The organism is Methylomonas sp. LW13, from assembly GCF_016865255.1.
Lineage (GTDB): Bacteria > Pseudomonadota > Gammaproteobacteria > Methylococcales > Methylomonadaceae > Methylomonas.
Genome location: NZ_CP033381.1, coordinates 2,383,770 through 2,410,713, shown reverse-complemented (window position 1 = coordinate 2,410,713; position 26,944 = coordinate 2,383,770). Strand labels below are relative to the sequence as shown.

Genomic DNA, 26,944 nt, shown 5'->3' with positions numbered 1-26,944 from the left:
GCATGACTGACCTAAAAACCAAGTCGGAGAAAACTCGCGAGCGATTGTTGAATGCCGCCGGCCGCATCTTTGCCGAGAAAGGCTATCAGGACGCGACCATCGCCGAAATTTGCGAGCAGGCCCAAGCCAATATTGCCTCGGTGAATTATCACTTTGGCGACAAGCAAACCCTTTATCTGGAAGCTTGGCGGCATGCTTTCAATCAGGAGTTAGGCCAGCATCCGCCCGACGGAGGCGTGCCTCGGCAGGCGCCGGTAGAGCAACGGTTGGCCGGGCGCATAAAATCGCTAATCCGCCGCCTGGCCGACGACGAATCTTATTCGTTTGCCATCATTCACAAGGAAATGGCGCAGCCGACCCGCTTGCTGGCCGACATTCTGGAAAAGGAAATCAATCCGCAGCGCCAACAAATGTTCGGTTTGCTGCGCGAATGCCTGGGCCAGGACGCCAGCGAACAACAATTGCAATATTGCCACGCCAGCATCATGGGCCAATGTTTTCAATTGCTGCGCCTGAAACAAACGCAACAAGCCCGGCCGCAGCGCGCCCTCCCCAATGACATGAGCGACATCGGTGCCTTCGCCGAACATGTGGTGGACTTTTCGCTGGCCGGCATCCGTGCCATCCGCTCGCAAACCTTACCTAAACGCATCCAAGCATGAACCCACAAATTTCCGATTTACCCTCGTCGAGCAAGCGCCGGCCCTGGTTGTGGACCGGCGCACTATTAGTGGTGAGCCTGGCCAGCGCCGGCGTCTATTTTCAGCACAGCGAAGCCGCCCCGGATACTAAAGCCGAGCGCGGTGGCGGCAAAGGCCGGCGCTTTTTTGAACAACCAGATGCTCCTGCGGTCGTCGCTACCCAGTCAGCCAGCAGCGGCGATTTTCCGGTTTATCTGAATGCGCTCGGCACAGTCACCGCGTTGCGCACCGTCACCGTCAAACCGCGGGTGGACGGCGAACTGGTAAAAGTGGCGTTCAGCGAGGGCCAAATGGTCAAAGCCGGCGACTTACTAGCCGAAATCGATCCGCGGCCCTTCCAGATGCAATTGCAACAAGCCCAGGGCCAGTTGCTGCGCGACCAGGCGCTGTTGAAAAACGCCGAACTGGATCATGCCCGTTATGAAACCTTGCTGGCTCAAGATTCCATCGCCGCCCAGCAAACCGTCACCCAGGCATCACAGGTCAAACAATATCAAGGTAACGTGGAAATGGATCAGGCCTTGGTCGATAGCGCCAAGTTGCAATTGAGCTATGCCAAGCTGACCGCGCCAATTTCCGGCCGGGCCGGCCTGCGTCAGATCGACCAAGGCAATATCGTTCGCGCCAACGACGCCAACGGTTTGGTGGTAATCACCCAATTACAGCCGATCAGCGTGGTGTTCACCTTGCCGGAAGATAAATTGCCGGAGGTAGTAAAGCGCTATCGCGACGGTCAGGCTATTAAAATAGAGGCCTACGACCGAGGCGGCAAGCTGAAGCTGGCGGAAGGCAAGCTTACCGCGCTGGACAATCAGATCGACCCGACCACCGGCACCATCAAACTAAAGGCGCAATTCGACAATCAGGAGCAAACCCTGTTTGCTAATCAATTTGTTAACGTGCGCATGCATCTGGATACCTTGCACGGCGTTACACAGATACCCAGCAGCGCCTTGCAACACGATACCCAGGGTGCGTTTGTGTATGTGGTCGATGCCGAAAATATTGCCCACCTGCGGCGCGTCGAACCCGGCCCCAGCGAAGGCGAAAAAGTGGCTATCGAACATAATCTGGCACCGGGAGAACAACTCATCCTCACTGGCATCGACCGGGTCAAGGACGGCGCGGTGGTGGATGTGGCCGAGAAAGACGGCCAAGCAGTCGCCGCCAAACCCGAGTTGCAACCCAAACCCAATGACGAATCCGGCAGACGCCGGCGGCGCGGATAAGTCATGAGTCTCAGCGATCCGGGCAAGGCCGGCTTCAATCCTTCGCGCCTATTCATTCTGCGGCCAGTCGCCACCTCCTTGTTGATGGTGGCTTTATTGTTGGTGGGGATACTGGCTTATCGGCTATTACCGGTCTCGGCGCTGCCGCAGGTCGATTATCCGACCATCCAGGTCACCACGCTGTACCCTGGCGCCAGCCCGGAAGTGATGACCTCCATCGTTACCGCGCCGCTGGAACGCCAATTCGGACAAATGCCGGGCTTGACGCAAATGAGCTCCACCAGTTCCGGCGGCGCGTCGGTGATTACCTTGCAGTTTAACTTGCACTTGGACCTGGACGTTGCCGAGCAAACCGTACAAGCCGCGATCAACGCCGCCGCCAACTTTCTACCCGACGATTTGCCTCAAGCACCCATCTACAGCAAGGTGAATCCGGCCGATACCCCCATCATGACGCTGGCGGTCAGCGCCCAATCTCTGCCCCTATTTAAGGTAGAAGATTTGGTCGATACCCGGCTGGCGCAAAAAATTGCCCAATTGCCCGGCGTCGGCATGGTCAGCATCAGCGGCGGCCAACGGCCGGCGGTACGCATCCAGGCCAACCACAAAGCGCTGGCCGCTTACGGCATCAGCCTGGAAGACCTGCGCAGCGCGATTGCCGCCGCCAACGTCAACCAACCCAAAGGCTCGATCAACGGCCCAAGCCGCGCCGCGACGATAGACAGCAACGATCAATTGCGCTCACCGGCCGAATACCGCGAGTTGGTGGTGGCTTACAAAAATGCCGCGCCGGTCAAATTGGCGGACGTCGCCGAAGTGGTCGATGGTGCCGAGAACGTGCGTCTGGCCGCCTGGGCCAACGACAATGCGGCCGTTATCGTCAACATCCAGCGCCAGCCCGGCGCCAATGTGATCGAGGTGGTGGATAGCATTCAGGAACTGCTGCCCAAACTGCAAGCCTCGCTGCCGCCCGGCATAGAGGTCACGCCATTAACCGACCGCACCGTAACGATTCGCGCCTCGGTACACGACGTGCAATTCGAACTATTACTGGCCGTGGCGCTGGTAGTGATGGTGATCTTCCTGTTTCTGCGCAATATCCCGGCCACCATCATTCCCGGCGTTGCGGTGCCGCTGTCTTTAGTAGGCACCTTTGCGGCGATGTATCTGGCCGATTTCAGCATCAACAATTTAACCCTGATGGCACTGACCATCGCCACCGGCTTTGTGGTGGACGATGCCATCGTGGTCATCGAAAACATTTCCCGCTATATCGAGCGCGGCGAAGCGCCGTTGCAAGCCGCATTGAAAGGTTCGGCGCAGATTGGCTTTACCATTATTTCGCTGACTTTTTCGCTGGTGGCGGTATTGATTCCACTGCTGTTCATGTCGGATGTGGTGGGCCGTTTATTCCGAGAATTTGCGATTACGCTGGCGGTAGCGATCTTGATTTCGGCGGTGGTGTCATTGACCCTGACGCCGATGATGTGCGCCAAACTGCTGCGCCCCGGCGCCGGCAACCATAGCGAAGACGAAATCGGCGACGACTGGTTCGGCCGCTTGATCAAGACCTACGGCCGCAGCCTGAGTTGGGTGATGCAACGGCAAACGGCGACCTTGCTGGTGTTTTTTGTGACTGTGGCATTGACCGCGGCGATGTATATCTGGATACCGAAAGGCTTTTTCCCCAGCCAGGATACCGGCATCATTCAAGGCTTTTCCGAAGCGCCGCAAAACGTGTCGTTTCCGGCCATGGCCGAGCAACAGCAAAAGCTGGCCAAATTGATACTTGAAGATCCGGCCGTGGAAAGTCTGTCGTCATTTATCGGCGTCGATGGCGTCAACGCCACGCCCAATAGCGGCCGGTTTTTGATCAACTTAAAGCCGCACGATCAACGCCCATCGGCTAACGAAATTATCGCCCGCTTGAAAACCCGTTTGGCCGAATCGCCCGGCAGCGTGTTATACCTGCAACCGGTGCAGGATTTAACGATGGAAAACCGGGTCAGCCGCACCCAATACCAATTTACCCTGGAAGGCGCCGACATCGATGATTTGAACCGATGGACCGGCAAGCTGGTAGATGCCTTGCACGGCCGGCCCGAATTTGCCGACGTGGTCAGCGACGTGCAGGACCAAGGTCGCCAAGTGTTTGTGAAGATCGACCGCGCCACCGCCAGCCGGCTTGGTGTCAGTACCGCAGCTGTGGACAACGCCTTATACAGCGCTTACGGCCAACGTCTGGTCTCGACCATCTTCACCCAGGCCAATCAGTATCGGGTGGTATTGGAAGTCGATCCGGCCGAGCAGACCGGTCCGCAAGCCTTGAACGAATTGCGCATACCATCCACCAACGGCACCCAAGTACCGTTGTCGGCCATCGCCGAACTGTCGGAGCGGCCGACCACATTGGCGATCAGCCATCTGGACCAGTTCCCGGTCACGACGGTGTCCTTCAATCTGGCACCCGGTTATGCGCTGGGTGATGCGGTCGCCGCCGTCGATGCCGCTAAAAGCGAGATCGAATTGCCGCTAGCCATCCGCAGCGAATACCAGGGCGCCGCGCAAGCCTTTAAGGCTTCTCTAGGCAATACGCTGTGGCTAATCCTGGCTGCCATCGTCACGGTGTATATCGTGCTGGGCGTGCTGTACGAAAGCTATATCCATCCGATCACGATCTTGTCCACCCTGCCCTCGGCCGGCGTTGGCGCGTTGTTGGCGCTACAAGTCTCCGGCGGCGACCTGGGCATCATCGGCATCATCGGCATCATTTTGTTGATCGGCATCGTCAAGAAGAACGCGATCATGATGATAGACTTTGCGCTGGAAGCGGAACGGAAGCAACATCTGCCACCCGAGCAAGCCATTTTTCAGGCTTGTTTGTTGCGCTTTCGGCCGATTTTGATGACCACCTTGGCTGCGCTATTGGGTGCGCTACCGTTGATGTTGGGTAGCGGCGTCGGCTCCGAGTTGCGCCATCCGCTGGGTATCACGATGGTCGGCGGCTTACTGCTCAGCCAATTGTTGACGCTGTACACCACGCCGGTAATTTATCTGGCCATGGACAGGTTGGCGCGGCAGGTTAACGCCGGTCTGGGGCTGAATCAAGTGGAACAAGCGGCAGAGGACCCAAGCCAACCATGAACCTGTCCGAATTATTCATCCGCCGCCCGGTCGCCACTACCTTATTGACCATAGCCATTGCCTTATGCGGCGTGCTGGCGTTTTTAAATCTACCCATTTCCTCGCTGCCGCAAGTGGACTTTCCCACCGTATCGGTACAGGCGCAGATACCCGGTGCCAGCGCCGAGACGATGGCCGCGACGGTCGCCACGCCGCTGGAACGCGCGCTCGGCCGGATCGCCGGGGTTACGGAAATGACCTCCAGCAGTTCCCAAGGCTCTACGCAGATTACCTTGCAATTCGATTTAAACCGCGACATCGACGGCGCCTGCCGCGACGTACAGGCCGCGATCAACGCAGCCGCCAGCATGTTGCCCAGCAATATGCCCAATCGGCCCAGCTACCGGCGCGACAACCCGTCGGATTCGCCGATTCTGATCCTGGCTCTGACCTCGGACAGTTTTACGCGCGGCCAGATGTACGACTCCGCGTCGACGATTTTGCTGCAAAAAATTTCGCAAATCCCCGGCATCGGCCAGGTACAGATCGGCGGCGCGGCATTACCGGCGGTGCGTGTGGAACTGAACCCCAACGCGCTGAGTAAATACGGCATTGGCCTGGAAGACGTGCGCAACACCATCGCCCAAACCAACGTCACCCGGCCCAAGGGCGTACTGGAAAGCGCCAACACCCGCTGGCAGATTCAAGCCAACGACCAGGCCCGTAAAGCCGAGGAATATCTGCCGTTGATTGTTGCGTATCGCAACGGCGCGCCGGTGACGATTGCCGATCTGGGCGAAGCGGTCGATTCCGTCGAGGATTTGCGCAATACCGGTGCCAAAAACGGCAAGCCTTCAGTGCTGTTGATTATCCGCAAACAACCCTTGGCGAATGTGATTCAGACCGTCGATCAAGTGCTGGCGGTAATGCCCGCTTTGCGGGCAGCGCTGCCCAGCAATATCGAACTCTCGGTGGTGGTGGATAGATCCTTATCCATCCGTGCCTCGATTACAGAAGTCGAACACGGCTTGTTCGTCGCCGTGTTACTGGTGATTCTGGTGGTGCTGGTATTTCTGCGTAATCCACGCTCGGCGGCGGTGCCCATCGTCGCGGTGCCTGCTTCCTTACTGGGGTCTTGTGCGGTGATGTATTTCTGCGGTTTTAGTATCAACAACCTAACCTTGATGGCCTTGACCATCGCCACCGGTTTTGTAGTGGACGATGCAATTGTGGTGGTGGAAAACACCAACCGGCATATCGAAGAAGGCGTGCTGCCATTCCGCGCGGCGCTATTGGCAGCCAAAGAAGTGGGCTTCACCGTATTGGCGATGAGCGTGTCGCTGGTAGCGGTGTTCCTGCCAATTTTGTTGATGGGCGGCGTGCCGGGTAGGCTGTTTCGGGAGTTTGCAGTGACCTTGTCGGCAGCGGTGCTGGTCTCGCTGGTGATCTCGCTAACTACCACCCCCATGCTCTGCGCGCGCTGGCTGGGTAAGGAATCCAAGGAACATGGCGCCGTCTATCACGGCATAGGCGCGGCTTTCGATTGGATACAGAACATCTACCGGATCAGCCTGAGCTGGGCCTTGCGCCACGGCCGTATCATGCTGACTTTGTTGCTGGCGACCATCGCTTTAAATATTTATTTATACGGCGCTATCGACAAAGGTTTTTTCCCAACCCAGGACGGCGGCCGCTTGCTCGGCGAGATTCAAACCGATCAAAACACCTCGTTCCAAACCCTGCAAAAGCAATTCGCGCAAATCTCCGAGATTTTGCAAAAAGATCCGGCGGTCGCCAATGTCGCCGGCTTTGCCGGCAGTTCGCAAAGCAGCAACAGCGCGCGGATTTTCGTTACCTTAATTCCGCATGAACAGCGCGACGGCGTCGAGGTGGTGATGGAACGCTTGCGCAAGGCTGCGGGCCGGGTGCCCGGCGCCAGTTTGCATATGTTTCCGGCCCAGGAGCTGCGGATTGGCGGACGCATGTCGTTTGGCATGTTGGATTACACTTTGCAGGCCGACGATCTGGATCTATTGCGGGAGTGGACGCCCAAGGTGCAAGCGGCACTGGCCCGGCTGCCGGAATTGAGCGACGTCAGTACCAGCCAGCAGGACAAGGGCGAACAAATCGGCCTGACCGTCAACCGCGATCTGGCCGCGCGTTATGGCGTCAGCCAGGCCTTGATCGACAACAGCCTGAACAGTGCCTTTGGGCAGCGCCAGGTGTCGGTGATTTACAATCCGCTGAATCAATACCGGGTGGTGATGGAACTGGCGCCGCAGTACTGGCAATCGCCGGATAGCCTGAAACAACTCTATATCAGCGCACCCGGCCGAACCGGCACCGACGGTACGCCGGCGCAGCCTAAGCAAGTGCCGCTATCCGCCTTGGCTGGCTTCGCGCCGAGCAATGCGCCGCTATCGGTGCATCATCAAGGCCAGTTTGCCGTGACCGAATTGTCGTTTAATTTAAAACCGGGCATTTCGATGTCCACGGCCGATGCTGCAATAAATCAAGCGTTGCGCGACATTGGCCTGCCGGCTGCCATTACCGGCAGCTTTCAAGGCTCGGGCAAGGCGTTTCAGGAAGCCTTGCGCAGCCAGCCCTGGCTGGTTTTGGCCGCGTTGATCAGCATTTACATCGTGCTGGGCGTGTTATACGAAAGCCTTATACATCCGTTGACGATACTATCCACCCTGCCCTCGGCCGGCGTCGGCGCCTTGCTGGCCTTGATGGCTTGCGACAAGGAGTTCAGCATCATCGCGCTGATCGGCGTGATTTTGCTGATCGGCATCGTCAAGAAAAATGCGATCATGATGATAGACTTTGCGCTGCTGGCTGAGCGCGAGCGCGGCCTGGATTCGCGCGAATCGATCTTTCAGGCTTGCATGCTGCGCTTCCGGCCCATCCTGATGACCACGCTGGCCGCGCTGTTCGGCGCCCTGCCGCTGGCTTTGGGGAGCGGTTACGGCGCGGAACTGCGCCAACCGCTGGGAATTTCCATCGTCGGCGGCCTGATTTTCAGCCAGCTTTTGACTTTGTATACGACGCCGGTCGTTTATTTGTACCTCGACCGGTTCCGGCTGTGGCTGCACGGCCGTTTTTCCAACCGCGCCGCCAGCCCGGCGCCACATTCCATCTAAACCGATTGTCATGCGTTTAAGAATAAACCCACCTTTGCTTGCTTCCTTACTGACTTTGCCGTTGGCTGCCTGCACGGTAGGCCCGGATTATGTCCGTCCGCAAGCCAATGTATCCGAAGAGTTTAAAGAAGTGAAAGGCTGGAAACAGGCCCAACCGCGCGATACCGGTTTGCCCGGCAAATGGTGGGAGATTTTTAACGATCCCAAACTGAACGAACTGGAAGAACAGGTTGCCGGCGCCAACCAGTCCATCATCCAGGCCGAAGCGCAATACCGGCAAGCCCAGCATCTGGTGCAATCGGTGCAATCGTCCTTGCTGCCGGTGGCGACATTGACCGGCACCTTCAACCGCTTCCGCGCCGCCACCGGCCAGAACGTCGCGGTGGGCGGGGTGCGCAACCTGTTTGGTCAGGCAGTCGGCGTGGCCTGGGAACCGGATTTATGGGGCAGCGTACGCCGCCAGGTGGAAACCAATACCAGCAATGCCCAGGCCAGCGCCGCAACCTTGCATGCCTTGATTCTGTCCAGCCAATCGGCGTTGGCGGACAGTTACTTTCAAATGAAAACCCTGGACACCCAGAAAGCCTTACTTGACGAAACGGTAACGGCGTTTGCGAAAACCCTGGAAATCACCAAAAACCGCTATGCCGTGGGCGTGGTGGCCAAGGCCGATGTCGTGCAAGCGGAAACGCAATTGGAAACCGTGCGCGCTCAGTCCATCGACTTGGGCGTGCAGCGCGCCAAGCTGGAACATGCCATCGCGGTGCTGATCGGCAAAACCCCTGCCGAGTTGTCGCTGGCGCCGGCACCTTTAACCGCGCAACCGCCGGGCATTCCAGTCAGCCTGCCGTCGGAATTGCTGGAGCGCCGCCCGGACATCGCCGCCGCCGAACGTAAAATTGCCGCCGCTAATGCGCAGATCGGCGTCGCCAAAGCGGCGTATTTTCCGACGCTGAATCTGGCTTCGACCAACGGTTTTCAGTCGCCTACCGCAGACACCTTGTTCACGATGGCCCGCCGCTATTGGTCCTTGGGACCGGCCGGATTGGCTTTGACCTTGTTCGATGGCGGTGCCAAGAATGCCCAGTATAAACAGGCGATAGACGCCTACGACGCCAGTGTCGCCGCCTATCGGCAAACCGTACTGACCGGCTTTCAAGAGGTGGAAGATAACCTGGCCGCGCTGCGTATCCTGGATGAAGAAACCCAAGTGCAAGACAAAGCCGTCGCCGCTGCGAAACAGGCCTTAGCCTTGACCAACAATCAATATCAAGCCGGCACAGTTAGCTACATCAACGTGATAACGGCGCAAACCGCGGCGCTGTCCAATCAACAAACCGCAGTGCAATTGCTCGGGCAGCGTTTGTCGGCCTCCGTGTTATTGGTCAAAGCGCTGGGCGGCGGCTGGAATGAAACCTTGGTTCCCACTGAAGATGAAGCTGATGGCGACCGCAAATGGACCGACTATTTGATTTTGCCGCTGGTGGATTAATTATCAACCCGGCCTTATTTAACACGGGTACTCGCTTCGGGCTGAACTGGCGAAGCGGGGCGCGTCCTGCGCCAAACACCCGCCCATCCGTTGACACCCTTCTTGCTTGAACTACATTTATCGGCAGTTCGGTTTAGCCGTTAAGCTTTTTAAGAGCCCGCCGCGGCGGGCATCAGCCGAATGCACGCAAATATTTATGTCATTGACCACAAGGAACCTTCATGAACAAAGAAGCGGCGAAGGCGCATATTCTGAAAAATTTAATGTCGGGCGATTCTCTAGTCGGATTTTTCATCGCCCAGCAACCTTTCAAGCTGTGGCTGTTTTTTATAATCGGCCCGCTGGCTGTATTCAGCATGAAGCAGTACTTCATTGCCGTTACTCAAAAAGGTATCCATTTTCATCGTTTAAACTTATTGGGAAAATTTGCCAGCGACGACTTTTTTGCCTTCAATGAAATTGCCACCGTGAAAATCGGCAAGGGCATGCTGCAAAGACCGATGAAATTTACATTTAAAAACGGCCGAAATATCTACATAAAAGCGCAACTGAAAGGCTTGGAAAAAGTAGCCAAGCTTGACGAAGCCACTCAAAAACATATCGAACGCAATATTGCCGCCATCAAATGATATTGTTTCTTTTTGTAACGGCAAGTTACACCGCGCTGCTGTTGTTTTACAGACCGTCACCGAGCAGCCTGAAAGACGCCCCGCTGACTTTCTTGGAAAACTTTAAGCAAATTAAAGCGTCGTTGTTTTCCGGTTTGTTGCTTTTTAGTATTTTTCTAGTGACCAGCGACTTTGGTTTTAATGAGGTTGATGAACAGCTTTATCGTTTATTGGCATTAAACAATATTTCGGCAGCGGCGATTTTATGGCCGCTGCAAGCCATTACGCATTTATTTATCCACATTAACTTTCCACATGTCCTGACCAATGTAGCCGGCTTGGGCATCGCTGCGGCTTACGAACGACAAGTCGGCTCTGGCCGATTTTTAATGGTGTTGCTGGTAGCCAGCCTGTCCTCTATCCCCTCAATCCTGTTCTACTCGGAGCCGATAGCGATCTGCGGTATTTCCGGCGGCGTATTCGGTCTGGCTGCCGCTTACTTCACCGACCAGGAGGGTCTGAGCAGCAAAGAATGGCTATATGCGGTACTGATCTGTAGCGTATTTTTGGTGTGGCTGTCCGTCGGACACAGCATGGAATCGAAGGCAAACGGGCAAATGCAATTTAAGATCGATTACTACGGTCATGCCCTGGGCGCGCTGGGGGCTATCGTTTATTGCCGTTTGAGACCTAAAAAAACAGCCGACAAGCCCAGGCTGGCAAATTATTAACCCGACCCTATTTACCAAGCTTACACCGTTAGGGCTGAGTTCGCAGAAACCCAGAGTGGTGTGCCCTTCGATAATGCCCTCAAGGGCCGGGTTAATCACTGGTTGGCTTTGAATTGCTTCCAACATTCTTCCGTAAACAACCGTCGTAGCATCGTTTGCTTAGCTGTTGTTTGAAAAACGGCAACAGCCCCTAAAAAGTAACCACCACATCGGCACCCAAAATAAACTGGCTGTCCTTGTTCCGTTCGTCGTAAGCATCGACGCCTTCTGACCAGTCGTAACGCGCTTCCGGGCGCAACATCAACCATTTCGCCGGTTTCCAGTTCACGCCTAGCGTCGCCGCATAATAATTGGCCGGCCCAGTCGCCAGCACCGCACAACTGGGGCACATTTGACCCACCCGAACACCGTCGTCATCCCTAAACCATTCGCCGCGCAGGCCCACGCCCACCGTATCGGACACATCGTATTTCAATTGCGAATGGATACCGTACCATTCGGCGTCGGCGAAATTATTCAGCGGGTGTTGTTGCTCGATGCCGTGGTCGTGTTGCATCACGTAATGCCAGCGCTCGGTAAAGTTATGTTGGAGAACCAGACTGTAAAACGTGCGGTTGTCGCGCTTATTGATACCGGTCTGGCTCTGGAATTCGCGCAAATTGTTGTCGCTGTTGACGTCGCCGGTGATCATCGTCGCGGTAAACGAGGTCGCCGCATCGTCGCTGGTCCAGGTCGCACCGCCCAGGAAGTTCCAGTTTTCCATGTTTTTATCGAACCCGTCCCAGGCGCCGTTGCCGTCCAGCACGCCGTTGAGTTTGGTGTGGCCGCCGGTGACCGCACCCAGTGTCACGCTCAGATTTTGATGGACCGGATAGGTAGTAGTCATACCGAAATGGGTAAACGGCTCGCCGTATTGAAAGGTATAAGGATGGGTGTAGAAGAAATTGTCCGGCGACAAACCGGTTTCGTAACCCATGATCGTGTAAAACCGGCCGATGCGCGTGGTCAGGCCCTTGCCTATCGGCGTAAAAATATCCAGGTAAGCGTTCGGAATCGCCAGTTTGTAAAAACGTTCGTCGGAACCGATCAAGCGGTTATCCCAATGGCCGCCGCCGTAAGGATTGATGGTGTTGAAGCGGGCATCGCTGCCGTACATCAAGGTCAGCTTGCCGCCGACATCCCAATGGTCGCCGCCGGTGTTGACGTCGCGGATTAATTCGCCGCCCAGTTGGTGCAGATTGAACTCGTTGGCCCGGTCGGCAAACACCACGGTGCCGTTGTAGCCGTCGCCGGGGTCGTTGGCGTTGTAAACGATGCCGGCATCGGCCCAACTGTGGACGCGCAAACCGGCGGCTTTCATCCAGGGCAAATCGTTGATTAACGACAAGCCGTTCAATAAACCGGCGCGTTCCTCGGCCGGCAACGGCGACATCGCCAACAGTAACGGTGCGGCATACAGCCATTCGCGGGTTCGGAAAGATGAGTGTGGCATGGTGTTCTCCTGTCGGAAAATGAATCGTCGAAGTTTTTCGGGCGCAAGTGTTCCCGCCAGCCGGAAAATCCGGCTTAAATGGTTGGGGTTATGAAAATTTAAACGGCTAAAACCGGCGGTTTAGTCGGGGCGCGCAAGATAGGCGCGCCAGCCGCCGTAATCGGTAATGTCCAGCGCCTCACGCACAGCAGCAGCTTCGCAAACGAAGCCCTGTACGCTAGTGCCGTCCTGCAACTGCACGCTGCCGATACCCAAAGGCGACGGGATTTCGGCAACGAATTCCCCGTAGCGTCCAATCGGCAAAGCCCACACCTCGACGGCAATCGCCGCGCCGGTTTCGTCGCGCACCATGCCCGGCCGCTTGCCGTCCGGCAATGCGTACAGCCGGTAGCTCGGCGCGGTGTGAGTCCGTTGCAGCAAAATACCGCCGCGGCCGGTCAACAGATGATTCAGCGGCAGACCGGACAGATGCGCGCCGCACACCGCGACCCGGACGAAGCTGGACGAATCGTCGCTGTCCGCTTCCGGAAATTCGGCGCTTAAGATTTGGGAGACACCCAATGTATGCGGCGCCGATTTCTCGCGCCGTTTCGCCAAGGCCAGCAAAGCCCGGTCGGCAAAGGCCGGCGCGCACAAGGTGATGCCGAACGGCAGGCCATTGCCGCGAAAACCCGCCGGCAACGCAATGGCGCTTAGGTCTAGCAGATTCATGAAATTGGTGTAATAGCCCAAGCGGCTGTTCAATTCGAGCGGTTCGGCTTCGACGGCGGCAATCGGATAGATGGTGCCTGTGGTCGGCGTCACCAATACATCGATTTGGCTCCAGATCGCGTCGCTTCGCACCTTCAATTCCTGCAAGCGGTAAAACGCGCGCCAGGCGTCGGCGGCCGACAAGTTTGCGCCTTTGGCAAGAATGCCTAGCGTCACCGGAAATAAGCCTTCGAGGTTGGTCTGCAACAGTTCGCCGGCCACCAGATAACGCTCGGCCAGCCAGGGTCCGGCGTAGAGCAAGCCGGCGGCATCCAGCAATGGCTGGATGTCCACTTCGACGGCGCTGCCGCCTTGTTCCACCAGTTGCTCAATGGCATCGGCAAACAAGGCTTCCGCCGCATGGTCGCCGAAAAATTGCAGTTGTTCCGGTTTCGGTACACCAAAACGGAAACGGCCGGCAAAGCCCGGCGGCACCGGCAAGGGCTGGTCGGGGCGGTTATAGGCATCTTCTGAGTCGTAAACGTTGGCGACCCGCAGCACCCGCTCGGCGTCGGCGGCGGTCAAAGCGAAGATCGACACGCAATCCAGGCTGCGGCAGGCCGGCACCACACCGGACGTGCTTAACAATCCGCGCGTCGGCTTGACGCCGACCAGGTTATTGAACGCGGCCGGCACCCGGCCGGAGCCGGCGGTGTCGGTGCCTAACGCAAAACTGGCCAGACCGGTCGCCACCGCGACCGCCGAACCCGAGCTGGAGCCGCCGGCGATGTAATCTGGATCGAAGCTGTTGCGGCACACGCCATAGGGCGAGCGGGTGCCGACCAAACCGGTCGCGAATTGGTCCAGATTGGTCTTGCCGACTGGAATCGCCCCGGCGGCGATCAATTGCCGCACCACGAAAGCCGACTGCTGCGGCTGGTAGGCGTAAGCCGGACAAGCTGCTGTGGTGGGCAAATCGGCCAAATCGATATTGTCCTTGATCGCAAACGGGATGCCGTACAAGGGCAAGTCGTCCGGCGCCTGGGCCGCCAGCACCTCGGCATAAGCCAGCAGCCGTTCGAACGGCAAGCGGCTGATCCAGACCCCACGCTGCGGCGCTGATTCCAACCGCTGCCACAGCATGTTCACCAAAGCCGTTGGCGTCAGCGCGCCTTCCCGGTAAGCCTGGCTGAGCCCGGCGATGCTGAGTACCTCCGGCAATTCGCTCCAGGTATTCATAAGCCTTCCCCGGCCTGCAGCACCAGCAAATCCTGGCCGGCGCTGATTTGAGCACCTTCGTTGCAAAACACTTTCCAGACCGTGCCGTCTGCCGGTGCCGTTACCGGGAATTCCATTTTCATCGATTCGACCACCACCAAGGTGTCGCCTTGTTTGACGCTATCTCCGGCCTGGACCAAAACCTGCCAGACGTTGCCGGCGATATGGCTGGCAACGGCCCTGGCACCGGCCGGCAAATCCAGTTCGGTATCGATGGCCGCCGCCGCGACGGCCTGGTCGTCCGCATACACTTGCCCGGCGTGCGCCCAGCGTTCGCGTTCGGCGTCGAAGGCCGCTTGCTGGCGCTGTTTGCACGCGGCGATCTCGTCGGCGTGCCGGCGCAGAAAGTCGTTGTACTGGCGCAAACTGAAGGTTTCCTCGCGGATGTCCAGCTTGAGCTTGCCGCTGATCACGTCCTGCCGGTAACGCAGCAATTCCTCGGCGGATACCGGGAAGAAGCGAATTTGATCGAAAAAGCGCAGCAGCCACGGCTTGCCGTCGCGAAAATCGGCGGTTTGCCGGTAACGGTTCCACATCGGCACGGTGCGGCCGACGAACTGATAGCCGCCCGGACCTTCCATGCCGTACACGCACAGGTAAGCGCCGCCGATACCGACCGCGTTCTCCGGGGTCCAGGTGCGGGCCGGGTTATATTTGGTCGTCACCAAACGGTGGCGCGGATCGATCGGCGTGGCCACCGGCGCGCCGAGGTAGACGTCGCCCAAGCCCATCACCAGGTAGCTGGCGTTGAACAGGATGTCCTTGACCTGCTCTATGCAGTCCAGACCGTTGATGCGGCGGATAAATTCGATATTGCTTGGGCACCACGGCGCATCCTTACGCACCGATTGCATGTATTTTTCGATGGCCAATTGGGTGGACGGGTCGTCCCAGGACAGCGGCAGATAGACGATGCGGGTCGGCACTTCCATATCTTCGATGGCCGGCAGTTCGGCTTCGGCCTGGGCCAAAATCCGCATCAGTTTGTCCAGCTTCAAGCGCCGGTCGTAATGCACCTGCAAGGAACGTATGCCCGGCGTCAGGTCGACGATGCCGGCGATGCTGCGTTGTTGCAGCCAGGTCATCAAGGCATGTACTCGAAAGCGCAGATTGATGTCCAGTACCAGCGGACCGTATTCGACCAGCAGATTGCGGTCGCCGGCTTGGCGGTAGCTGACGGCCACCCGCTCGGCATCGGCCGGCAGTTGAGCGAGGATGCAGCTTTCCAGGGTAACCGTTTCCGCCGGCAATTGGGGCAAGGCCGCAGCGGCAGGATGGGCTAGGACCCGTTCGAGCTCGGCATCCAGCTTCGCCGCCTGTTCGCGGGTCAGGCGGATAAATCGCACTGTATTGCCGGGCTTTAATTGGCCCAGTTTCCACAGTTCGGCCGCGACCACGGTGGCAGGGCAGACGAAGCCGCCCAGACTCGGACCGTCCGGACCGAGTATCACCGGCATGTCGCCGGTGAAATCCACCGCACCGATCGCATAGGCATTGTCGTGGATGTTGGACGGATGCAAACCGGCCTCGCCGCCGTCGCTACGGGCCCAACGCGGTTTCGGGCCGATCAGACGGATGCCGGTGCGGTTGGAGTTGTAATGCACCTCCCAGTCGGTCGCGAAAAATTCGTCTATGTCCTCGTCGGTAAAAAAGTCCGGCGCGCCGTGCGGGCCGTACAGCACGCCGATCTGCCAGTGCTCCGAATAAACCGGTAGCGCGGCCGAATCCGGCACAACTTCCTCGGTCATGGCAGCTTCCGTTACGACCGGCAACACGTCGCCGACCCGCAGCACCCGGCCGCCATGGCCGCCGAATTGGCCCAGCGTGAATGTGGCGCGGCTGCCCAGATATTCCGGCACGTCGAAGCCGCCTTGGATCGCCAGGTAAGCGCGGCAACCCTGGCCGGCGATAGTGCCCAGTTTCAACACGTCACCGGCGGATACCGCTATGGCTTGCCAAAATGCGACGGCCTGGCCGTTCAATTCGGCCGTCATCGTCGCGCCGGTCAACACGATGCGGGTAGCGAAATTGAAGCGCAGGCTGGGGCCGTTAATCGCCATTTCCAGCCCGGCCGCGTGTTCCGGGTTGCCCAAAATCCGGTTCGCCAAGCGAAAGGCCAGCATATCCATCGGCCCGGACGGCGGCACGCCGACGTCCCAATAACCCAGGCGGCCAGGATAATCCTGGATCATGCTTTGCGTGCCGGCTTCCAGCACGTCCAGGGTGCGCGGAAGGTAAGTCAGTCCGGCCAGATAAGCGGTAATCTGGCGACCGCTGCGGAACACCTCGTCGGCGACGATCTGCCGCAAATAGACCAGATTGGTTACGATGCCGTATAGGCGAGTTTCGGCCAAGGCCGCATCCATTTGCGCCAGCGCCTGTTCGCGGTCGCCGGCGTGAACGATGACTTTGGCCAGCAAAGGGTCGTAATAAGGCGTGACTTCCAGGCCGTTCTCCAGCCAGTGGTCGACCCGGACGCCGACCGGAAAACGGCACTCGCTCAACAGGCCGGCCGAGGGCTGGAAGTTCTTGTTCGGGTCTTCGGCGTACACCCTGACCTGCATAGCCCAACCCTGCGGCGCGTGCCGATACTGATCCAGGAACGTGCTGTCGCCGGCCGCCAGCCACAGCATCCACTCGACCAGATCGGTGCCGGTGACTTGTTCGGTCACGCCGTGTTCGACTTGCAGCCGAGTGTTGACCTCCAGGAAATAAAATTCGCCGCTGTCCTGGTCGTAAACGAATTCGACGGTGCCGACGGAACGGTAATTTACCGCCTCGGCCAGCGCCAGGGCATGGCGATAAAGCGCTTCTCGCGTCGCCTCGCTGAGGCCCGGCGCCGGGGTTTCCTCGATTACTTTCTGGTTGCGGCGCTGTACCGAACAATCGCGCTCGCCCAAATGGATCACCCGCCCGGCGCCGTCGCCGAAAATCTGCACCTCGATATGGCGGGCGCGTTCGATGAACTTCTCCAGATACAGGCCGCTGTCTTTAAAATTGGCCGCGCTCAAGCGCTGCACGACGGTAAAGGCCTCTTGCAGTTCCGTGTCGTTGCGGCACAAGCGCATGCCGATACCGCCGCCGCCGGCGGTGCTTTTCAGCATCAACGGGTAGCCGATTGCGGCTGCCGACGCTACGGCCTGATCGATGTCCGCCAGCAAGCCTGTGCCCGGTAGTAACGGCACGCCGCAGGTTTTGGCGATTTCGCGGGCAGTGTGCTTCAAACCAAAGCGCCGCAATTGTTCCGGCGTCGGGCCGATGAAAACAATGCCGGCCGCAGCGCATTGCTCGGCGAACTCGGCGTTTTCGCTCAGAAAACCGTAGCCGGGATGGATGGCCTGGGCACCCGTTGCCACCGCTGCTTCAAGAATTCGCTCACTGCGCAAATAGCTGTCGGCCGCCGCCGCTCCGCCGACACATACCGCTTCGTCGGCTTCCTGGACGTGGCGGGCATGGGCGTCGGCTTCGGAATACACCGCGACACTGGCTATACCCAATTCCTTTAAAGTCCGGATGATGCGGCAGGCGATTTCGCCGCGATTGGCGATCAATACCTTGTTAAACATGAATCCTCGTTTGGCGGGCCGTCCCGCCTTGACATACCGGCGCCGGGCCGTCCCGGCGCGGATTAAGGGTCAATCCCAGATCAGCAGGCGCACCGGCGTCGGGTTGTAGGCGTTACACGGGTTGTTCAACTGCGGACAATTGGAAATCAGCGCGATCACGTCCATCTCCGCCCGCATTTCCACATACTTGCCTGGCGCGGAAATGCCGTCGGCAAAGGTCAGCTGACCGTCGGCCGTGACCGGCACGTTCATAAAAAAATTGATGTTGCTGGCGATGTCGCGCTTGGCCAGACCGCAGTCGGCGTGACCGATGGCCAATAGAAAACTGTCGCGGCAGCTGTGCATGTGCTTTTTGTCCAGGGCATAGCGCACCGTATTGCTTTCGGCGGCACAGGCACCGCCCAAGGTGTCGTGGCGGCCGCAGGTGTCGGCGACGATGGTCAGCAGCACGTTACCCTCGCCGGACATCAATTTGGAGCCGGCGCTCAGGTACAGATTGCCCTGGTGGCGTATCGTGTCGCTGGCGCTATAGCGTTCTTCATGGTCGGCGGCACTGTAAAACAGCGTATCGACCGCCTGGTTGCCTTCCAAATCCAGGATGCGGAAGGTCTGGCCGTGCTTGATGGTATGCAGCCAGGGCTCGCCGGCCGGCAAGGTGTAATCGTAAATGGCGTTGCTCGGATCGAGCGTGCTCTCGACGATGGGCATGGTTTCGTCCTCGTTAGATCGGTGATTACAGAAAATAGCGTTCGGTATTGCTGAAGCCGCGGCCGTTTTCCGGGCGGAAATTGCGGCATTTGTCGTGTTGGTCCGGCGAGGCGCCCCGATAGGCTTCTAACAGCACCGGTTTGGGCTGGTAATGCGGATTGGGGTCCAAGGGATGCGGGCAACTGCTCAGCAGCACCAGCGTGTTCATTTCGAAGCGCAATTCGACTTGGCTGCCTGGAGCGGAATGGCCCACCTGAAATTGCAGGTTGCCGTCCGCGTCGGCTGCTATCTTGCTGAAGAAATTGACGTTGCCGACCAAGTCGCGCTTGCCCAGCCCCCATTTCTCCAGTTCGATCAACAAGCTGTCGCGGCCGTTGCGGTACATCGCATTGCGATGGCTTTGGTAGCTGGCCGTGCCGTATTTGGCCGACACTTGCGCGGCATCGGACACGCCGCATACGGTATCGTGCCAGCCCAATGTGTCAGCGGTAAGCGAGCACAACACCCGGCCCATGTCCGAGTAGCAGACAAAGCCTTCAGTCAGATGAAACGTGTGTTGCGCTTTTAAAGTGTCGGCCATGTTGTAGCGTTCGCTACGTTCGTCATTGTTGATGAACAAGGCCGACAAGTTGGCGCCGCCTTCGCTGTCGGTCAGGCGCAGCCGGTTGCCGCGCCGCATCCGAAACGAAGTGTGGGCGCCGCCCGGTAGGGTCTCGCTCCAAAGCAGGTCTGCAGGATTGATTGCCGCTAAAGTCATGTTGGTCTCCTAATAGATTTACGGCGCCGGATTCTGGCCCAGGCGCTCGAGCAGTTCATAGTCGGTCTGCATGCCGGACGTGTCGCGGATGCCGGCCAAAATTTGTTTTTTTAAGGCAATGAAGTCCGGGGTCTGCTTCATGTCCTGGTCGCGGTGGTCCGGCAACGGCACGGTGTGGACCGCGGCGATGCGTCCCGGCCGCGGCGCCATCAGCACCACCCGGTGCGCCAGATAAATCGCTTCTTCCACGTCGTGGGTAACGAACAGCACCGTGGTCTTTTCCAGGATGGAAACGTGCAGGATCAGATCGTGCATGACCTCGCGGGTCTGGGCGTCCAGCGCGCCGAACGGCTCGTCCATCAGCAGGATGCGCGGCCGCGCCATCAAGGCCCTGGCAATCGCCACCCGCTGCTGCATGCCGCCGGACAACTGATTCGGATAGGCGTCAGCGACGTGGCTCAGGCCCATCAAACGGATCAGGGCGTCGGCCCGGCCTTCGGCGGACTCGACATCGCTCAGCGTCGATACGTCTCGATGTACCTTCAATTGCCGGCAGAACTTGATGTTGTCGGTCACGCTCAACCACGGATACAGGCTGTAATGCTGGAACACCATGGCCCGGTCGATGCCGGGGCCGGCGATAGGCAAACCGTCGACGTTGACCGTGCCGCCGCTGGCCGGCTCCAAGCCGCCAACGATGCGCAGCAAGGTCGATTTACCGCAACCGGAGGCGCCGACCAGCGTGACGAATTCGCCGGGCGCAAGGTCGAGGTCGGCATCCTGCAAGGCGACGATGTCCGCGCCGTTGGCGGCAAAGCGTTTTTGCAATTGGCGGATTTGAATGATGGGATTCGTCATCGGCGCTATCTCCGGTACAGCCAAGGGAAGCTGCGGCGATGCGCCCAGCGGAAGCATTGGTCGGTAGCCAGGCCGAATAACCCAATCAGAATGATGCCGGCGAAGATTTTGTCGGTCTGTAAAAAGCGTTGCGCCTTCAGCACGGCAAAGCCCAGGCCGGAGTTGGCCGCCACCAGCTCGGCCACTACCAGATAAGTCCAGGCCCAGCCCATCGTCACCCGCAAGGTATCCAGAATGGCCGGTTTGGCCGACGGCATGATCACCCGCATCACGATTTCGTCGCGGTCGGCGCCCATGGTCTGCGCCGCTTCGATTTGCTCCATCGGCACCCGCCGCACGTCTTCGGCGATCATCAGCAGCATTTGAAAGAAGGTACCGATGAAGATAATCGCAATCTTGGCGCCCTCGTCGATGCCGACCCACAGCATTACCAAGGGGATGAAGGCCGCCGCCGGCATGTAGCGGATGAAGTCGGTCAACGGTTCGAACAGGGCCTTGACCGGCGCATAGGTGCCGACCAGCACGCCCAAGGGCAAGGCCAATACCGCCGACAATAAAAACCCGGCCACGACCCGGTAAACGCTGATCGCCACGTCGCCGAGCAGATCGCCGTCGCGCAGCCATGCCCAGGCGCTGTCCAGCACAAGCGGCGGGGTCGGCAAAAACACCGGGTCTATCGCGCCGCCGGCGGAGGCCCACCACCAAGCCAGCAGCGCCGACAGCAAACCGCTGATGGCAATCAGCCAATGCGTACGCCGTTCCAAACTGCCGCGTATCGCCCATAGCGGTCGCCGCGGATTTAAATTGCCAGTCATCGTCGTCACCCCGAGCTAGTGAGCGGCGAGCGCTTCGGCCACCAACGAGGCATCGACGCCGACCGCCAAATCCGGCACGCTGTCGATCAAACGGTTGTCTTTCAAAAAGGCGGCGATGGTCGGGCCGACCGCTGCCAACGACGCCGGTTCGCTGACCTGCCCCAAGGCTTTCAGGTTGTCTTCCAATGTGAAGAAACGGGTGCCGGGCAGAAACACTTTGTAGGCCTCCGGTTTCATGCCGACCACTTTGGCCATGACGGTGACGGCTTGATCCGGCTGCTCGCGGATAAAGCGTTGGGTATCCTGCCAAGCCTTGATCATGCCCACAAGCTCGGCGCGGTGGGTTTCGATGGCTTTAACCCTAGCCACCAGTAAATCCGGGATCAGGCCGGGCATGTCTTTGGAGGTGAATAAGGCCGTACCTTTGCCGCTGGTCTGAATGTTGTTGACCCAGGGATTCCACACCACGGTCGCATCGACCCGGCCACTCAAGAATGCCGCCGCCGCGTCGCCGGCCGACAGGTTTACCGTTTTGATGTCGTCGAAACTCAGGCCGTTCTTGCTCAGCGCGGTGGCGAGCACGAAGTGGGAAATCGAATATTGTTCGAGGGCGACGGTTTTGCCTTTCAGGTCGGCGAAGCTTTTGATGGCGGGATTGACCATCAAGGCGTCGTTGCCGTCGGAATTGTCGTTGACCAGAATGGCTTTGACCGGTATGTTTTTGCTCAGCGGTGCCATGGTGTCGGACCAGGTCTGACAGTTGGCGTCCAACTGGCCGGCGGACAAGGCCGAGATGGAATCGGTGTAATTGGCAAACCAAACCAGTTTGACCTTGGCGCCGTACTTTTTGAAGTAGCCCTTGTGTTCGGCGACGTACCAGGCCACCCAGCCAGGCCAATCGCTGACCCCAACCTTTACCTCAGCGGCAGCCGGTTTAGACAAGCAAAACAATGCCGCAGCAAGGACAAGCGCAATTAATCGGGACAGGCAGTGGGAGGAAGTAGATGTCATGAGTAGCTCCAGTCGGGTTGAAAAGCTACACGTAGAGGCGGACCGGTTTATAAAACCGTCTGACCTCCCGGGCTTTTATCCCGCCGTGTAGCTCCCCGAAAGAAGCCGGCAACTCTCGGTCGCTGACGCCCAAAATTGAGCCGGAACCCTAGTCACCATTTTGTTAAGGCGCTTTTATGATCGCGCCTCACGTGTTGTAGTTCTATACAGCAAGCTGTATGCCATACATAAATTTATATATAAATCAATAATATATAAAACAGCACCGCCTGCAAAATCCAGCGTTTTGCGTTTTAGTGGTGCAAGCAAAAATAAAATCAGATCCAACTTGGTGCACAAAATTCTAATTAAGCTTGCTTATTGGCGTTTTGGCCGGTTTGCGAAAGGCCTTGTTTTAAACAACATCTTGCCCAGCAAAGATGTCGTATTTCCCTTTGCCGGATGACACAAAATCGCCGATTGCAAGCCTCTACAATGACCGGATGTTTTCAGAGGCGTAATAACGCGCGATGCCTTCCCGAACGTCGTTGCGTAATTCATCGTCGTCCCAAGGCTTTTTGTGGAATTTGTATATTTCGCCTTTGTTAACGGCCTCAGTGATAGTGTTTAAATCGGCATAGCCGGAAATAATCATTCGCACCGTTCGCGGGTGCATGATTTTAACGCGCGACAAAAACTCCGTACCGGTCATTTCCGGCATACGTTGATCGCAGATAATCACCATAACCGGATGATTGGCCAACAACTCCAGTGCTTCTTGGCCACTGCCGGCCGTCAAAATTTCATAATCGTCCCGCCACAAGCAGCGCTTCAGCGCCGACATGATATACGGTTCGTCATCCACGATAAGCACTTGCGGTTTTTGTTCATCCGAAGGTAAACGCAGTAGGGTTCCGGCCTGCAACAACTGCCGAATCTCAGCGCCGGGCAACGGCCGACTGAAATAATAACCCTGTATCTGATCGCAGCGCAGCCTTCTCAGGTAACTGGTTTGCCCCTGGCTTTCCACTCCTTCTGCGATGACGGCTAGGCCCAAGCTGTGCGCCATGGCGATAGTGGCTTGCACAATCACCGCATCGTTCGAGTCGGTGACCACATTGTCGATAAAGCTTTTGTCTATCTTGAGCTTGTCCACCGAAAATTGTTTGAGGTAGGAAAGCGACGAATAGCCGGTGCCGAAATCGTCAATCGACAGCTGAATGCTCAGGTCCTTCAGCTGTTTCAGCAGCGTCAGGGTCTCGCTTACATTCGTCATCAACAAACTTTCGGTGAGTTCCAATTCAATATAACGGGCCGGCAAATCGGTATCAGCAAATAACTGCTTTAGCAAATCGACCAAGCCACCCGCCTGCATTTGTATGGCAGAGACGTTCACAGCAACGGTAAAGCCTTCAGGGATTAGCCCGGCATCCCGCCATTCCTTGGCTTGCGATACGGCGCGTTTGAGAATCCAATCCCCCAAAGGCACGATCAAGCCGGACTCTTCCGCCAAAGGGATAAATTTATTCGGCGGCATAAAACCTTGCACGGGATGATTCCAGCGTACCAAGGCTTCCAAACCAATGATTTTTCCGCTGGCAAGATCGACTTGAGGCTGGTAATAAAGCTCAAATTGTTCACGCTCGATAGCGTGGCGCATGTCGTTGGTTAGTGCGATTCTGGCCAGTAACCGCTCATTCATGTCTTGCTTGAAGAAACGAAAACTGGACACCTTGTCGGCTTTGGCGTGATTTAAAGCAATCCCGGCGCGCTGCACCAACTCGCTGGCTGTTTTCGCATCTGAGGGATAAAAACTGATACCGATCTTGGCTTCCAGATGAATTTCATGCTGGGCCAGCACCACCGATTCCGTCACAGCCGCCCGCAGGGCTTCAGCAAATTGTTCGGCTGCCGATGGGCTATCGATATCCGAACAGGCAATATTAAAATTGTCCTTGGCCATCCGGGTGACAAGGCCCTCGCTGCCGGCGGCCTTGACCAAGCGGTTGGCAATGATTTTCAGCGTTTGATCGCCGATTTCGTAACCGTAGGTGTCATCAATCGTATGGAAATTTTCAATATCCAAACGCAATACGGCAATATCGTGCTGCTGATGCTCGGCTTGCGCGATGGCGGCGGCCAGCAAGTCTTCGAAGAAAAATTGATTCGGCAAACCGGTAACCGGATCGTACCGCGATAATTGCACGATGCGCTCCTGCATTTGCCGAGTTTCCGTCATATCGTTAATGATGGCCACAAATAACGGGGGCTGGTCATCGATTAATTCCAGATGAACTTCAACCGGATACTCGCTACCGTCTTTACGCCGGTGTATCGTTGAGAAATCGCAGCGGCTCTTGCTACCCGCCCGCAAAGGCGCGCACAGCTGTTCAAAGGCCTCCTCATTTAGCTCAGGGTTAATATCCAACGGCGTCATCCGTTCAAGCTCTTGTGTTGAATAACCCAGATTGTCCCGCCCACCCTGGTTCACATCAATAAACCGCAGGGTCTGGCTATCGAAAATATGGATTTCATTGGTGGATCGCGCCAACACCTGGCTGAAACGGGCGGCTTTTTTCTCGACGCGCTGGCGTTGCACGATGCGCCACAGGGCGTTCGAGATGAGCTGAACGGTTTCGACATCCAGCTCGGTATAGTCGGTCGCTTTGTTCGCCACACCGGTTAGCATCACCACTTTGCCATTCTCGATCACCGGCACGGAAATCAGCCGACGCAATTCAGGCTGCGCATCGGAAAAACCAGCAGCAGGAAGCCGGGGAAAGGCTTCTGTATTGGCGGTTACGACAAACTCTTTAGGGAGATGGACCGGTATATTATTGAAAACCGCCGGTTGGCGGTTTTTGACGGACTCACCCAAGATACCGGCTTGGCTGAGAAGAATACGGCTGTCCGCGACGGTTTTCCCACGTGGTTCCTGCCGCGCTCGAGACTCGGCCACCGGTTCCATACAGTCTTCGTCAGGATTGATAAAGTATACAAAAGCCATTTGGCTGGCAGTTAGCTCTTCCGCCAGAAGCATGCCGCGCCGGATGAATTCCGCCTCGTTCAAGTCTTCCGACGCCTTTGGCAGTTCCAACAAAGCTTGCGCACGCCGGGCCTGTAAAATCAGCTTTTGTTCGTTCTCTATACGCTGAGTGACATCAACGCCCACACCATCCCAAACCACGCTGCCATCGGCTTGCCGTTTTGGGCTGGACCGAAATGCAATCCAGCACTGGCGGCCGCTTGGCGGATTGAATAACACGCTGCCTTTATAGACTTTTAATTCCCTGAGACATTCGGCTTCCTCTTCCCGGTATTGCTGAAGCGACTCAGGCGCCATTTGCGCAAAGAACGGATTGATGTCTTCGATCAGTTGCGCGGGCTTCAGCCCGTGCAGTTTCTCCACCCCGGCGCTAATGTATTGCAGAGCGGTCCGCCCGTCCTGCCAGATTCGGTAACGATACACATAGCCGTCCGGCAGATTATCGCCCATCACCCGTAATTGATGCTCCCGCTCCCGCAAAGCCAGCTCGGCTTCGACGCGGGCGGTGATGTTATTCAGCAAACCGTCGAAGGATTCCACTTCGCCCTGCTCGTTGCGGCTTAGCCGGGTAAATTCATCAATCCATATCCAATGGCCGTCGCCGTGCAATAAGCGGTATTCCTGATGATATTCGTCCGGACCATGGGCAATGTGTTGAGCGACTTCGGCTTCGACCCGAAACCGGTCTTCGGGCGGAAGCAAATCCAGATACTTCACTTTGCCCAAGCGCAAATCCTCCGGACGATAACCCCAATCCGCGATATTGGCACTGACGTAACTCACCGGCCAATCCTCGGCGTTGCGCCAGGTTATCGCGACCACCGGAGACCGGCAGACGATGGAATCCAAGTGTTGTAACTCGGCGGTGTGCAGCTCAATCAACTGCTCGAAATGATGATTCAAGCGGCTAAGTTCCAAATGCGTGCGTATCCGCGCCCGCACTTCGTCGATGTCAAAGGGCTTGGTGATGTAGTCGGCGGCACCAATCGAGAAGCCGCGCACTTTGTCCACCGTTTTGTCCACCACGCTGACGAATAACACCGGAATCCGGGTGCCTACGGCTGTGGCCTTGATACGCCGGCACACTTCATACCCGTCCATTTCCGGCATCAGGATGTCCAGCAGCACCACGTCGGGCGGATGGGAGCCCAACACTATTTCCACCGCCTTGCGGCCGTTGTTGGCTACCAGGATGCGGTATTCCTCCTTCAGCGCCTCGGCCAATTCATGGATATTCTCCGGCATATCGTCAACCAGCAGCAGTGCCGGCCGCTCCGCTCTGATCAACATCTGTTCGTTCAAGGAAATTAGTGGCTTGCGGCGATATTGGCGCAATTCCAGTTGCGTCAGTATCCGCTGTTTCAGTAGATCGGGATTGATCGGTTTGGTGATGTAATCGGCGGCACCCAATTTAAGGCCGGCGGCCTCGTCGGCCGATTCCGACAGGGCCGTGACGAAGATGACCGGAATATCGGCCGTCATAGGATCGGTCTTCAGCCGCCGCAACACTTCGTAACCGTCCATGCCCGGCATTTTGATGTCGAGCAATACTAGGTCCGGACCTGGGGCGCGCACCGCCAGTTCCAGGGCTTTTTCGCCGTTGGTCGCGGCGAGAATGGCGTAGTCTTCGCGCAGAATGCTCAATAAAGCATGCAGATTTTCGTTGACGTCATCGACGATCAAAATACTCGGTTTGCTGTTATTCGTCTGGGACATG

The 26,944-nt window shown here is 57.5% G+C and carries 16 protein-coding genes and 1 riboswitch; of the genes, 7 read left to right on the top strand and 9 right to left on the bottom strand.

Annotated features, from left to right (window positions below):
• The first annotated feature begins 2 nt into the window (after positions 1-2).
• The 7 genes from JL719_RS10795 (at position 3) to JL719_RS10765 (ending at position 11,027) form a co-directional block, all read left to right on the top strand.
• On the top strand, positions 3-662 hold the full coding sequence (locus JL719_RS10795) for a TetR/AcrR family transcriptional regulator (protein WP_033156376.1): 660 nt from the start codon (positions 3-5) through the stop codon (positions 660-662).
• Positions 659-1,930 carry an MdtA/MuxA family multidrug efflux RND transporter periplasmic adaptor subunit gene (locus tag JL719_RS10790; protein WP_033156377.1) on the top strand — a complete coding sequence of 424 codons (1,272 nt, stop codon included), beginning with the start codon at positions 659-661 and terminating at the stop codon, positions 1,928-1,930. Before JL719_RS10795 ends, JL719_RS10790 begins: the two co-directional genes overlap by 4 nt.
• 3 nt (positions 1,931-1,933) lie before the next feature.
• Positions 1,934-5,074: an MdtB/MuxB family multidrug efflux RND transporter permease subunit gene (locus tag JL719_RS10785; protein WP_033156378.1), complete on the top strand. Its 3,141-nt coding sequence runs from the start codon at positions 1,934-1,936 to the stop codon at positions 5,072-5,074.
• Positions 5,071-8,196, top strand: coding sequence for an efflux RND transporter permease subunit (locus JL719_RS10780; RefSeq protein ID WP_033156379.1), 3,126 nt, complete (start codon positions 5,071-5,073; stop codon positions 8,194-8,196). The genes JL719_RS10785 and JL719_RS10780 overlap by 4 nt, the downstream gene beginning before the upstream one ends.
• Positions 8,197-8,206: 10 nt before the next feature.
• Positions 8,207-9,688, top strand: a complete 1,482-nt coding sequence (locus tag JL719_RS10775; RefSeq protein WP_033156380.1) for an efflux transporter outer membrane subunit — start codon at positions 8,207-8,209, stop codon at positions 9,686-9,688.
• A gap of 221 nt (positions 9,689-9,909) precedes the next feature.
• Positions 9,910-10,317: a hypothetical protein gene (locus JL719_RS10770; protein WP_033156381.1), complete on the top strand. Its 408-nt coding sequence runs from the start codon at positions 9,910-9,912 to the stop codon at positions 10,315-10,317.
• Positions 10,314-11,027 (top strand): rhomboid family intramembrane serine protease, encoded by a 714-nt coding sequence (locus JL719_RS10765; protein WP_033156382.1) that lies wholly within the window; start codon positions 10,314-10,316, stop codon positions 11,025-11,027. Before JL719_RS10770 ends, JL719_RS10765 begins: the two co-directional genes overlap by 4 nt.
• Before the next feature lie 190 nt (positions 11,028-11,217).
• Here JL719_RS10765 and JL719_RS10760 read toward each other — a convergent pair whose 3' ends face one another.
• The 9 genes from JL719_RS10760 to JL719_RS10720 all read right to left on the bottom strand — a co-directional run bounded on the left by JL719_RS10760 (position 11,218) and on the right by JL719_RS10720 (position 26,943).
• A complete protein-coding gene (locus JL719_RS10760; protein ID WP_033156383.1) occupies positions 11,218-12,519 on the bottom strand; it encodes a porin in 1,302 nt (433 codons plus the stop codon).
• Positions 12,520-12,639: 120 nt separating this feature from the next.
• Positions 12,640-14,448 carry an allophanate hydrolase gene (gene atzF / locus JL719_RS10755; protein ID WP_033156384.1) on the bottom strand — a complete coding sequence of 603 codons (1,809 nt, stop codon included), beginning with the start codon at positions 14,446-14,448 and terminating at the stop codon, positions 12,640-12,642.
• Positions 14,445-18,053, bottom strand: a complete 3,609-nt coding sequence (gene uca / locus JL719_RS10750; protein ID WP_033156385.1) for an urea carboxylase — start codon at positions 18,051-18,053, stop codon at positions 14,445-14,447. The genes atzF and uca overlap by 4 nt, the downstream gene beginning before the upstream one ends.
• A 69-nt stretch (positions 18,054-18,122) precedes the next feature.
• The gene (locus JL719_RS10745; RefSeq protein ID WP_033156386.1) at positions 18,123-18,761 is read right to left on the bottom strand and encodes an urea amidolyase associated protein UAAP2; all 639 of its coding nucleotides are present in this window, start codon (positions 18,759-18,761) and stop codon (positions 18,123-18,125) included.
• Positions 18,762-18,786: 25 nt separating this feature from the next.
• On the bottom strand, positions 18,787-19,518 hold the full coding sequence (locus JL719_RS10740) for an urea amidolyase associated protein UAAP1 (protein ID WP_033156387.1): 732 nt from the start codon (positions 19,516-19,518) through the stop codon (positions 18,787-18,789).
• 18 nt (positions 19,519-19,536) lie between these two features.
• A complete protein-coding gene (locus JL719_RS10735) occupies positions 19,537-20,376 on the bottom strand; it encodes an ABC transporter ATP-binding protein (RefSeq protein ID WP_033156388.1) in 840 nt (279 codons plus the stop codon).
• 5 nt (positions 20,377-20,381) lie between these two features.
• Entirely contained in the window at positions 20,382-21,191 is an 810-nt protein-coding gene (locus JL719_RS10730; RefSeq protein ID WP_033156389.1) for an ABC transporter permease, read from the bottom strand.
• A gap of 15 nt (positions 21,192-21,206) precedes the next feature.
• The gene (locus JL719_RS10725; RefSeq protein ID WP_033156390.1) at positions 21,207-22,202 is read right to left on the bottom strand and encodes an ABC transporter substrate-binding protein; all 996 of its coding nucleotides are present in this window, start codon (positions 22,200-22,202) and stop codon (positions 21,207-21,209) included.
• A 62-nt stretch (positions 22,203-22,264) separates the two neighbouring features.
• Positions 22,265-22,365, bottom strand: a riboswitch (guanidine-I (ykkC/yxkD leader).
• Between the two features lie 306 nt (positions 22,366-22,671).
• Complete coding sequence (locus JL719_RS10720; protein ID WP_051669906.1) at positions 22,672-26,943, bottom strand: response regulator; 4,272 nt, start codon at positions 26,941-26,943, stop codon at positions 22,672-22,674.
• Between the last annotated feature and the right edge of the window lies 1 nt (position 26,944).